This window comes from Nostoc sp. (genome assembly GCF_036919595.1).
Lineage (GTDB): Bacteria > Cyanobacteriota > Cyanobacteriia > Cyanobacteriales > Nostocaceae > Nostoc.
Genome location: NZ_JBALCO010000120.1, coordinates 1 through 11,535, shown reverse-complemented (window position 1 = coordinate 11,535; position 11,535 = coordinate 1). Strand labels below are relative to the sequence as shown.

Annotated in this window: 12 protein-coding genes, 1 pseudogene and 1 CRISPR repeat array; of the genes and pseudogenes, 7 read left to right on the top strand and 6 right to left on the bottom strand. The window is 40.2% G+C overall.

Annotation, left to right across the window (positions count from 1 at the left end):
- The 3 genes from V7K21_RS18225 to V7K21_RS18215 all read left to right on the top strand — a co-directional run.
- A partial coding sequence (locus V7K21_RS18225; protein WP_335176572.1) for a hypothetical protein occupies window positions 1-224 on the top strand: 224 nt, incomplete at its 5' end.
- A gap of 134 nt (window positions 225-358) precedes the next feature.
- On the top strand, window positions 359-934 hold the full coding sequence (locus V7K21_RS18220; protein WP_335176570.1) for a TMEM175 family protein: 576 nt from the start codon (window positions 359-361) through the stop codon (window positions 932-934).
- Between the two features lie 417 nt (window positions 935-1,351).
- Complete coding sequence (locus V7K21_RS18215) at window positions 1,352-2,533, top strand: serine hydrolase domain-containing protein (protein WP_335176568.1); 1,182 nt, start codon at window positions 1,352-1,354, stop codon at window positions 2,531-2,533.
- A 33-nt stretch (window positions 2,534-2,566) separates the two neighbouring features.
- Here V7K21_RS18215 and V7K21_RS18210 read toward each other — a convergent pair.
- Window positions 2,567-3,257 (bottom strand): annotated as a pseudogene (locus tag V7K21_RS18210) (Uma2 family endonuclease).
- A gap of 660 nt (window positions 3,258-3,917) precedes the next feature.
- Here V7K21_RS18210 and V7K21_RS18205 point away from each other — a divergent pair.
- The gene (locus tag V7K21_RS18205) at window positions 3,918-4,367 is read left to right on the top strand and encodes an orange carotenoid protein N-terminal domain-containing protein (protein WP_335176567.1); all 450 of its coding nucleotides are present in this window, start codon (window positions 3,918-3,920) and stop codon (window positions 4,365-4,367) included.
- 57 nt (window positions 4,368-4,424) lie between these two features.
- On the opposite strand, the gene V7K21_RS18200 is transcribed toward V7K21_RS18205, so the two are convergent.
- Complete coding sequence (locus V7K21_RS18200) at window positions 4,425-4,910, bottom strand: molybdopterin-dependent oxidoreductase (RefSeq protein WP_442948899.1); 486 nt, start codon at window positions 4,908-4,910, stop codon at window positions 4,425-4,427.
- A 231-nt stretch (window positions 4,911-5,141) separates the two neighbouring features.
- On the opposite strand from V7K21_RS18200, the gene V7K21_RS18195 reads away from it, so the two are divergent.
- Window positions 5,142-6,170 carry a LacI family DNA-binding transcriptional regulator gene (locus V7K21_RS18195; RefSeq protein WP_335176565.1) on the top strand — a complete coding sequence of 343 codons (1,029 nt, stop codon included), beginning with the start codon at window positions 5,142-5,144 and terminating at the stop codon, window positions 6,168-6,170.
- Window positions 6,171-6,291: 121 nt separating this feature from the next.
- Here V7K21_RS18195 and csx18 read toward each other — a convergent pair whose 3' ends face one another.
- The 3 genes from csx18 to V7K21_RS18180 all read right to left on the bottom strand — a co-directional run bounded on the left by csx18 (window position 6,292) and on the right by V7K21_RS18180 (window position 9,200).
- The gene (gene csx18, locus V7K21_RS18190) at window positions 6,292-6,543 is read right to left on the bottom strand and encodes a CRISPR-associated protein Csx18 (protein WP_335176563.1); all 252 of its coding nucleotides are present in this window, start codon (window positions 6,541-6,543) and stop codon (window positions 6,292-6,294) included.
- Window positions 6,544-7,086: 543 nt separating this feature from the next.
- Complete coding sequence (locus V7K21_RS18185) at window positions 7,087-7,686, bottom strand: hypothetical protein (protein ID WP_335176561.1); 600 nt, start codon at window positions 7,684-7,686, stop codon at window positions 7,087-7,089.
- Entirely contained in the window at window positions 7,650-9,200 is a 1,551-nt protein-coding gene (locus tag V7K21_RS18180) for an ATP-binding protein (protein ID WP_335176560.1), read from the bottom strand. The genes V7K21_RS18185 and V7K21_RS18180 overlap by 37 nt, the downstream gene beginning before the upstream one ends.
- A gap of 360 nt (window positions 9,201-9,560) precedes the next feature.
- On the opposite strand from V7K21_RS18180, the gene V7K21_RS18175 reads away from it, so the two are divergent.
- Entirely contained in the window at window positions 9,561-9,788 is a 228-nt protein-coding gene (locus V7K21_RS18175) for a hypothetical protein (protein WP_335176558.1), read from the top strand.
- A gap of 207 nt (window positions 9,789-9,995) precedes the next feature.
- A complete protein-coding gene (locus V7K21_RS18170; protein WP_335176556.1) occupies window positions 9,996-10,295 on the top strand; it encodes a hypothetical protein in 300 nt (99 codons plus the stop codon).
- 119 nt (window positions 10,296-10,414) lie between these two features.
- A CRISPR array of direct repeats spans window positions 10,415-10,895; the repeat unit is 36 nt; unit sequence GTTTCCATTAATTCCGATTTAACCCAATCGGTAGGG.
- 17 nt (window positions 10,896-10,912) lie between these two features.
- Here V7K21_RS18170 and V7K21_RS18165 read toward each other — a convergent pair.
- The gene (locus V7K21_RS18165) at window positions 10,913-11,083 is read right to left on the bottom strand and encodes a hypothetical protein (RefSeq protein WP_335176554.1); all 171 of its coding nucleotides are present in this window, start codon (window positions 11,081-11,083) and stop codon (window positions 10,913-10,915) included.
- Between the last annotated feature and the right edge of the window lie 452 nt (window positions 11,084-11,535).

Here is an 11,535-nt window from a genome sequence, read left to right as displayed (position 1 = left end):
ATTTGTTATTTCGGGGAACTCATTTGTTATTTCGGGGAACTCATTTGTTATTTCGGGGAACTCATTTGTTATTTCGGGGAACTCATTTGTTATTTCGGGGAACTCATTTGTTATTTTGGCGTCTTGATAACGCACCCTACGAAACAACTAGAATTGAAACCTATGCTGGTCATACTTGTGTGTACAACACCGTAGCCCATGTTTGGGAGAGGGGCTGGGGGTGAGGGAAAAGAGTTAAGCAAAATTAGGATGCTCCCGCTTCCCGTAGGCTAGTAGAACGTTAGCAAAGCAGCTACTTGGTACGATAAAGTCAGAGTGTCACAACTGACTCTCAAGTAAACAGAAAAGGAGTGCGGACATGGTAAAAGGGAGGTTAGAAGCATTCAGCGATGGGGTGATTGCCATCATCATCACCATTATGGTGCTGGAAATCAAAGTGCCGCATGGGTTCAATTTAGCCGCGCTGCGTCCGCTGATCCCAGTATTTATCAGCTACGTAATAAGTTTTATTTATATCGGCATTTACTGGAACAATCACCATCATCTACTACAGGCAGTCCGGCACGTTAATGGGCGTATCCTTTGGGCTAACCTGCATTTGCTGTTTTGGCTGTCGCTAGTTCCCTTTGTCACTGGCTGGATGGGCGAGAATAACTTTGCCGCCATGCCAGTTGCCCTTTATGGTACGGTATTGTTGTTGGCTGCGATCGCTTACTTCATCCTTACCCGCACCCTCATTTTGCACCACGGTAGTGATTCCGCTCTAGCGATCGCAGTCGGTGGAGACTCCAAGGGAAAAATATCGCTAGTGTTCTATGCTGTGGCAATTCCACTTGCCTTTGTAAATTCATGGTTTGCTTGTGCATTGTACGTTTTAGTTGCCTTCATATGGTTTATCCCCGATCGTCGCATTGAGAAGACTCTCATTTCCTAGAGGAGGAGATTATTTTATCTTTCCTCCAGTTAGCTGATTTGAGCAAATCTGCATCTGTTGTAGTGGATGTCCCTAATTCCGTTCGTTACCGCTTAGGAGAAACTTATAATCTAAAAAAATACTGACAGAGATCGCAGTCGGACTCTTAACCGTGCAAAAATTGAACACCTCAGCAATTAGATGCTGAGGCAGTTCTGAATGCCATACGAGACGGTACTTGACCTTTTTCCATCACCCAAACAGTGGCTTTAGTTTTGCTTTTAGTTAGCGTCATATTTATAAGAGTTGGTGAATTGAAATTTTGATACTAATCTGGAAACAGAGTAATGCTATTTGTATATCAGATGTCAGGTTGATGCTCATCAACTACTTTGTGCGGTTGAGCTAGATCAGCTAGGTTTCTGTTTAGGAAGTAAAATGAACCTAAAATCTTTGGCTTTCAGCAAAATTTTATTCGCAATAGTCTTTGTAATTTCCCTTAGTTTTGCAGGATACCTAGTAGGGAATAACATTAATCAGAGAGTAATTGGAAAATCTCTTGCTAAACATGTTATATCTACCTCCACCATAGGAAAAAGTTCTCAACTACAGACACTTTTAAATGAGATAGTTGTAGAACAGAAAATCCCTGGTGCAGTAATGTATATTACTACACCTAAAGGTTCTTGGTTGGGAGCGTCTGGTGTCAATAACTTGTCAACTAAAACCCGGATGAAACCCACAGATGGTTTTGCTATTGCCAGTATGAGTAAAACTTTTATGGCGGTAGTTGTGCTGAAATTAGTGGAGCAAGGGAAGATACAATTAAACCGGGCGATCGCAACCTACCTACCAAGAGATATCACTCCTCATATTATCAACAGCGACAAAATTACAGTTCGTCAACTGCTCAACCACACCAGTGGTGTTGCTGAATACCTAGACACAAAAAAGTTTATTCAAGCTACAGCGAAAAGAAGCCGCTCACAGCCTTGGACAGCTAGAGAAGCTATTCAATATATGTACCAAGAACAACCGCGGGCAAATCCCGGGGAAAAATTTATTTATACTGATTGTAACTACATTCTTTTGGAACTGATTGTTGAAAATATAACTAGGGGAACTCTTGCACAAGCAATCCGCAGTCAGATTTTAAAACCATTAGGATTGAAACATACCTTCACGGAATTGCGCGAACCGACAATTGGAGAAGTAGCTACAGGTTATGGCAATCGCAATAAGGATGGTAAGCTAGATAGCTACGCCAAAGTCAATGATGGCAATGGTTTAGGAGATGGTGGATTAGTTTCAACAGCAGAGGATTTAGCCAAGTTCGCTAAAGCGTTATTTGTCAAAAAAACCTTACTTTCCTCGAACATGCTCAAAGAAATGCTGAAATTTAAAGATAATGGCGAAGGCTATAGCTATGGGTTAGGTGTAGAACGGTTTTCATCTCCTTTAGCAAAAGCAATTGGGCATAGTGGTACAGCCTATGGCTTCGTAACATTGCTTGCATATCTCCCCAATCAAAATACCACCATAATAGTGCTACTAAACAATCAGAATGTTGATATTAAATCAGTAGCTAAAACAGGTTTACAGGTTGTCGAGAATAAATGATTTTAATTTGTAATTATGCTTGTAGGGCTGGCATTATAAATTTTCTGGGTCGATGTTCAGTTCTCGCAATTTAGCTGCTAGGCGTTCAGCACGTTGTCGTTCTTGTTCGGCGCGTTGTTTTTCTTGTTGGGCGACTTCTTAAGGTGTGGGAATTAGATTTCCTTCCGCAGTTAAATAGCGCAATTTATGTTCATAAACACCCAAGGACAAATTTAACTGCTGACTCCACAACCATCCTTGAGGATTAGGTTCTATCGGTTCATAAGTACCGCCAATCAAGATAAAGCCAGCAAATTCTAAATTATTGGGATCGAACCAAAAATATTCTGGTGTGCGAAAGATATCTTGAAAAATTTGTTTTTTCAAACCCTTGTCAGTTGCCACTGTAGAATTCGAGAGAAACTCTACAATTATGTTGGGATATTTCCCGTCTTCTTCCCAAACAACCCAACTTTTACGAACTTTGCGTTCACATCCTAGCACTACAAAAAAATCTGGCCCCCGGAATTCTTCTGACCTCAGCTGGCGTTGACTGTAGTAAATTGTGAGATTACCCGCAGCGTAAAAGTCATTGCGGTTTTGCCACCACAATTCCAAAGATTGTAATAGCAGAATTATTTGGCGTAGATGTAATTCACTTATCCATTGGTGGTTCGTCACTATATAAATCCCCTAGAGGAAATATTACATCATTTGGGAATTCAAAATCTTTGGCGGCGGATATGGCTGCAAGTTTTAGGGTGATATAGATGATATAAATTTACCGTAGCAGTAGTTTAAGTTTTAATATCTAGGTTTGTTTTTCCAGACGCACGATCGCATTATAATCAGCAACTTCTTCAAGTGATCGGCTAAAAGAGATGAAAACTTTTCTCTGCACAGACACACTATTGACAGTTTTTCTCAAGGCACAATCGCATTAGAATCAGGGACACCTGCAAGCGATCGCTCACTTTTAAATTCTAAGTATTATCACTGATATTTATTCAGTTAGAAAGTAGCTTCTAAAATTGGGTCATGTCTGGATATAACCAAAACCTTCACAGTCACAAACATTACGTTACTTACAGCTATTTTTAGGTAAATAGACTACGCCCTACGCGCACAGTAATGTTGTGCCTTTAGACAGATGTGGTTTAAATACTTGAATTCTGCTGTAAAGTATTAGCTTTTATCTTTGCTTTTCTATACATTGAAGCAGGCATTTTTGTAACTAGCAATTTGAGTTATCTCTATCTATCTTATGTAGTGAGTCCTATTCATACCCTAAGTAGGATTATCCATCTTCATCGGTTTGTTAAGTTATATAAAAGTACTGAAAGCAAGTTTTTTCAGTAAGTAACTCAGGAAATTCAGAATAGTCTTAATTTAGTTGGAGTTTATTATGACTTACACAGCTGATGAAAAAACAAAACCAGCTTTAGAAGCTTTTAAACGCTTTGATGTAGATACTCAGCTAGGCTTACTTTGGTTGGGTTACCTGGATCTTAAAGAGCAGCTACAGCCGGCACCTCCTGAAAGGATAGAAGTTCCTGCTAAAGCAGTGTTTGACCTATTTCTGGACTTGTCTCATGAAGAGCAACTGCAAGCACAACGCGACATTATTAATGGTGCAGCTAACAATATTAGCCAAGCCTATAATGCTCTAAGTGCCAATTCCAGATTAGACGTTTGGCTGATGCTGGCACAAGGAATGGAGAATGGAACCATTATTCCAGTGCCGCCCGACTATCAACTACCTGCTGAAACGGATGAATTTGTCGCATTGATCAAAAAGCTAGAGTTTGAGGATCGGATTAATTTCATGTTGACTGCGGTGCAAGCGATGGGTTAACTGAGTCCAAGAACTCTCAATAGCTTTCTATAATTGGGGATAACTGAAAGTAGCAAATTAAGCTAAACTAGGCTGTTTTTGCTCTACTTTTATACTCGTTAACTTATAACTACCGCAGAGATGCTCATCTTTGCAGTAGCCTTCATGCAAATTAATAGATATGCTGTTGGAAATTTCAAGTTGAAAAAATGAGACTTGATTCAAATTTATTCCAACCGCGCGATCGCTAATTACCCCTAAAGCTTCATCCCAGCTAACACGGCGAAAGCCTTTTTCCCCTTGTTGACGAATCATCGGGTAAGGAAGCCGTCCCAAGTTCCGTAATTGGGCACTTTTTTGCTTTTTTAACTCCGAGACATCCGCCACTAGCGTAGGGTCAAAAGCTGGCATAGTATTCATTCGCAACAGTCGCAACCGGACATTGCAGAGATGAATGCCATCTAAAGTCCAATCTTTCATCCCGGTTGTTCCGAGAGCGCAACCATCGCCGACACCTTTATCGAGAATATTCCATATTCCACGCATAGGGTAGTTAGACCACACTGCTCACTGTTCTGGCTCCTTCTGACTCCTTTCCATCCAAAATGTGAGTTGTATAGGACTTACGCAAAAACCCTCTCAAACTCTCATTTCTCCGTGACCTCTGCGTCCTCTGTGGTTCGTTTTCCGTTACCTGCGCGTAAGTCCTATTGTATTAAAATCTCTTGACAAATAACGATTATTTTCTGTAATATATTGCACACGTGTGCAATATATTGTAAGCTCAGATAAAAAATGAATAAACGAAGAATTTCAATTGAAGATATTGCTCGTAGAGCAGGCGTTTCTCATTCCACAGTTTCACGCGCTTTGCGAGATAACGCTCTAATTAGCCCTAAGGTGCGAGAGGAAATTAAGCAACTGGCGCAGGAGATGAACTATGTGCCGAATGCTATTGCTCAAAGCTTGCAAAATAAACGCACTAATACCATTGGTGTAGTAGTAACTTCAATCGCAGATCCCTTTTTTGCGGAGGTAGTAGAGGGAATCGAGAAGATAGCCAGACCAGCAGGCTTGAGTGTTTTGTTAAGTGCTTCACACCGAGATTTTGAGCAGGAAATAGCAGCTATTGAGAGTTTTCATCGCCGCCGAGTGGATGGGATATTAGTAGCCGACTCACGAATTAGTAAACAGCATACCAAACAATTAACACAAATTGCTGTGCCAACAGTTCTGATTAATAGCCAGACGGAAGATCAATCTGAAATATTTCACTCAGTGGCAATAGACGATCGCTTAGGTGCTAGATTAGCCACAAAGCATCTCATAAGTCTTGGACATACCGCTATTGGTTATCTGGGTGTAAGCGATCGCAGCAGGTCGAACCAGCAGCGCCTGGAAGGATATCGAATGGCTCTTGCTGAAGCTGGTCTACCACAAAATACTGATTGGGTTGCAATTAGTGATAAATATGATCAAAGAACAAGCGATGTTACTACTGGACAACAGATGCTATCTAAACTATTGACTGCTGAGGTAACAGGCATCTTTTGTTACAACGATATGGTAGCGGTTGGCGCTCTGTTAACCTGCCAAGAACTAGGTATTTTAGTACCGCGAAATTTAAGTCTGGTCGGATTTGATGGTATTGCTCTGGGCCGTTACGTTACGCCGGCGCTCACAACAGTTAGTCAGCCAATGTTAGAAATTGGTGGCATAGCTATGCAAATGTTACTCGATTTATTAGAAGAAAAAACTGTGGAAAACCGCGTTTTATCTCCTTTTCTAGTACAGCGTGGTAGTAGTGCAGCATTGAGAAAGTAATCTTAAACCGTGTTTATTTTGAAAACTGTAGTTTTTTTGTAATTCAGAGGAAAGCTGGTCTTCAAGCCACAACCTAAAATATCTTCTCCTGAAAAACTCTAGGTTTCAAAATGGACGGGGTTTAATTTGAAAAAATTGACTGTTGAAAAATGATTTCGGCTAGCAACGTTTTAATTTGCGATGGTTGTAAAAAATTCACTACAGCATCACCTGCTGTAGCGTTGACAAAGCTGGCTATTGTAACCAAGATTGTGTTAATAATTACTGCTGCTAGTCCTAGTGGTGCAATTAATAGGATAATTAGCGTAATAGTGCCGTTGAGTAAGGCGACACCAAGGTTGCGGACTAATGCAGCGCGGGAAGAGATATACATATATATGATGTTTGATGCTTATTGCAGTTTTCTCTATACCTTTAAAGTAGGGGCTGGTTTGAGATTGTGCTAGTGGTTTCATGCGAATGACGAAATTTACTAAGTTTTTTACTCTCTCTGCGGTGGGGTCGGCAAAACCTGGAAATGCCTATGTTCTCGTTGACCCGACCGATGTCTTTCTGTATAAGGATTTCAGCGTTTTTATCTTGGCTGAACACGCTGAAAATTTCTCTACTCTCCGACCCCTTCGCAAATGGCATCTGGACATTAGGCAGGATAAGGGTTTAAATAAGAGGGGTCGCTTTTCTTCTGAGAAGCGGAATTAATGGAAACTTTGCAGAAAGCATAAACTTAACCTTTTCTGCTTCAGATTTAGTCGCTTTTCTTCTGAGAAGCGGAATTTATCTAAACAAAGCGTACACTCAAGTCTCTTTCAGCCTTAATATAGTCTCGTGAAAAACAAGAACCCCGACTTATTAAAGAAGTCGGGGTTCTGCTGTTTGCAATTATCACAAATCCAAAATTACTGCTATTTATTTTTATTTATTGCTGCTCAGAAATCTTAACAACCGCCTCACCAATTCCTTTAACCTTAACCACTAATTCCTCTGGTTGCGCTACCTTCACATTCCCACCAAAACCAACAATCCACCGCATAAACTCTACATCATCTAAATACCATTTAGGCAATATCACCCGAAAGCGATTAGGAAAGTGTTTATCTGTGGTTTTCTTCAGGCAGAAAATTGACTTAGGTAACATTAACCTCCCACCCTTTACAGGTGGAGACATCTTCATTTGTCTGGGAGAAAATCTCTTAGTTCCCTCAGTAATAAACCGGAAGATAAAATCATTAAACCACAGTTCTACTGTCACACAAGCCAGGGAACGTTCTTGCTGATTGTGACTGAGAAACTGACGTTGGTCACTCGCACTATACCCTAAAAAAATCCCCGCACTAGCAGCAGAGAGTTTCTGTAATTTCTGCAATGACTTTTCTTGTTCCACCAGAGAACGGAATCTTCCTTGAGGTTGACCAATAAACAATCTATCTAAACGTTCAAACCGGAACAGTCCTGCATACTTTCCACTTTCACACTCAAAACCTAAATACCATGCTTGGTTACAAAAAACGATTTGCAAAGGAAATACAAAAAAAAACCTTCTTCATCAAGAACAAATTTACCGCCGCCAGGAAAGCGATTTAATTCCAGCAATTGCCCTTTAACTATTGCCTCTTCTAATGGCTGTAAATTCTTAGAAAGAGCATCATCTGGTAAAAACTCTGGGTCAATCATACTGCGATTAGAAATCGCCCGTACCGGATACACATTACTTATCCCCAACTTACTTTTTACCATTCGTGTGGCAAATGTTTCATAAATTTCCAACGCTACGGGGTCATCAAGACTTTTAGCCTGAGACTGGAGAACATCAAACACTTTGGTTAATTCTAATGCTGACAGAATCGCTGTCCCTGCAAAGTAGCCATCTCTGAGCGGAAATTCTGGTAATATTTTATAAGGTTTAAGAACCTTTTCTATATCCTTGCGGACAGTATCTAGTCCATCGCCATCAATAATCCCATTTTCTCTGAGTGCAGACATCAGAGTTTGTAAACTTCCCTTTCCTGTATCTTGCAAAAATGGGTGGTGAAGAATCAAGCGAATGATTTGGATCAACCTTTGAAAGCTGTGGCAGTCAGAATAAGCATGAGTTACCTCGAAACCTAACCCCATAACCCCCTTCTCAATGCAGAAAGGAAAAAAATTCAAAGCCTCTCTCTTCTTAGAAGAGAGGTTTTCCAGATTACCAATAGTATTAACGCCAATCAGGGAATTTTGTTGTAGCCAGTCTAAGTCAGATGCGATCGCATTTTGATCAGCGTAGATTTTACCGCACAATTTAGCCATGATGGCGGTAACTTCTTCCACAGCATTGCTAAATTGAGTAACGTTACCCAAAATACTTTCTACCAGACTGGGCTGAGTGGCTTGCAGATTGCCAATACCCGGATAGCGAATAATTAAAGAAATTAGATGCATTAGCCGCTCAAAGTCCAGCAGAACGCTGTAGGAATGTAAAATAATCTGGCGATTGCGATTAGCGCGGTTAATCAGGGTACGATGTAGCTGTTGGATGTGGGTTGTAATTTGTTGAATATCGAATTTAGGGGAGGTAACATCGATTTCTTTGACGGCTGCAAATCCCTCAGCTGCTACTGGGGGAAAGTCTTGCAGAGATTTGTGCATATTCTCAATGATCATGTCTGGAACTTGACGATCGCGCTTTTGGTTCCATAACTTGCAAGTTGCAATGAGAGTTTGCAAATACCACGCCATCCACTTAATTTTACCTCCATGCTGTTTAAGGGAAGCAACAGATAAATTCAACTTGCTTAACAAATCCATCCGCCATATACGCTTGGCATTGGTAGCATCATAGATTACGCCAATACCAAGTGCGATCGCATCAACAATTTCAGAGATAACTTTTTCCTCTACCTGACTCCACTCACCTTGAACACTTGCATCACCATAGAGTTGCTGGCGAATTGCATCAGTAGAGACAATGCGATAATTCCCCAGTTTGGCTAACTCGCACGCAAAAGTAGATTTCCCGCTACCGGGGACACCGATGAGAAAGTGACAAATCATCAGCAGTTATAGGCTAAAAGTTTTTCTAGTTTAACTTTTAGCTGTTATTTGTTTCTTGTCTAGACTTTACAAGCGAATCACCAAATAATTTTAAATATGGGACTTAGGCACACTCTACGATTCTTCTCAACTCTTGGAAAGGCTGCGTCAAATTTTCTTGGCTTCTTATTTCTTTCTTTGTATCCTACCCTACGGGAAGCCACAACTCTTAGAGATGCTTCTCTACGAGAGACTCCGCCAACACGAACGTGTCTATGCCTCCTTCTCTGCGAGACGCTGCGCCAATGCGGTTCATTCCTCATATAGTTTGGTGCATCTTCATACAGAATTGGTATAAGTCCTAAAATAGATTTCTGATATATGGCGCATCTTCATTCAGATATTCAAACGAGAAAGCAATCAAGCATTTTACTTGCTGAATTTACCAAAATGAGAAAGCAATCAAGCATTTTACTTGCTAAATTTACCGAAATGAGAAAGCAATCAGGCATTTTCATCAAGCAATCAAGCATTTTACTTGCTAAATCTACCGAAATGAGAAAGCAATCAGGCATTTTGAGAAAGCATTTAAGCATTTTGAGAAAGTAATCGTGGATTTTACTTATTGAATTTAGTCAAAACATGAAGTTTAGATAAAGTTATTGAAAATATTGCTGATAAATGCTTATTATTTTTTATCAAAGTATTGATAAGTATAAAGTTATACATTATTATACAGAATAAGAAAGGCGATCGCCCTCTGCCAAGAATCTGCGATCGCCTTTCCCTAAACCCCCATTCTGGGAGATAATTACAATGATGGCACAAGTCGAAAAGTTTGTAAAAAATCAATATTTCGCCCAATCAGAATTACAACAATACTTGGGTGGCGAAAATTTCAATGTACTCTCTTTCAATCAACCTTCTGAAAATCCATTACCCAAAAGAGAACCGATTAAACATCTCTTAATTGGTTCTCCAAAAGCGGTTAGCAGTACAATTCACTATCTGCAAGTCATTGGTTACGCTAGCACTGGAGATTGGAGTCCACTATTACCAACCGCCAACCCTGGCGAAGTGATGAGTATTTTAATTCGTCAGATTTTAATGCAATAACGAATTGAAAACAATAAAATCCCCGGCTTCTTAAAGAAGTCGGGGATTTGTCTTTTGGATGGGTTTCCATTAATTTGAATTTGGAGCGATCAAGAATCGGTATGGAAACGGAGCTAATTGTTTCCAGAAATTCCGATTTAGAGCGATCGGTAGGGGAGTAAGTGCTGGCAATCAAACGAATTCAGGCACAATGTTTCCATTAATTCCGATTTAACCCAATCGGTAGGGCTTGACTTTTCTGAAACAATCAAACTTGACGCTCAACTTCCGTTTCCATTAATTCCGATTTAACCCAATCGGTAGGGATTTCAAAGCGGCCATTGCAATGTTGGATACTGCGAAGTTTCCATTAATTCCGATTTAACCCAATCGGTAGGGTTCCGCAGCAGTGCGTGGAATGGTTGTAAATGAAAGTTTCCATTAATTCCGATTTAACCCAATCGGTAGGGTTGACGAATTCTATTTCAGAGAAAAAGCAGGGATCTTAAGGTTTCCATTAATTCCGATTTAACCCAATCGGTAGGGCTTTTTAGGAGCTTTACGTCCCGTTACAATAATTCCAGTGTTTCCATTAATTCCGATTTAACCCAATCGGTAGGGAGTTCGTCTAGGAAGCTTTACCCTGTAAGGCTTTGGGCCGCCAAATCGACACCACTCTGAAAAACATTATATATCTTGTGCGAAATTAAGTAAAATACGTACTTCAAACTAAAGTCAGGTAAGGCATCGACACCACTTAACGAAAAATATAGGGTTTTGGCGATTCGGCGAGTGGTGTCGATGAACATCTCAAACTTCCCGTTTACAGTCAGCAGTTAACAGTCTACACAATTAAATCTTGCTCAGACATCCAATCAAATTTCGTCATTCGCATGAAAAGGTATTTACGTTCTCGATTTTTCCGAGAAGATATAAATGTCACACTAATTCGCCTAGTGCTACATAACTCCAAACTGGCACAAAACACTTAAGTACTGTATATGCTTATTTAGCTTATCCTTTTACTAGCTTACTTTTAAAAACTAACTAATTGCCGAAATGATAATTATTGCAAACTGAAGTATAACTACTGAATAAAAGTTCAATTTTTTACTGTAATTTAGACAAGACCGCATCCAATACTTTTCGGTTAAGCCTAAAAACGGGCATCAGTGAGAGGTTAGAGTGATTGCACTTTTGTCAAGAGGGTGCGGGAAAAGGCGATAAATCCAGCTTTGAGACTGGCTTTCGTATGGCTTTG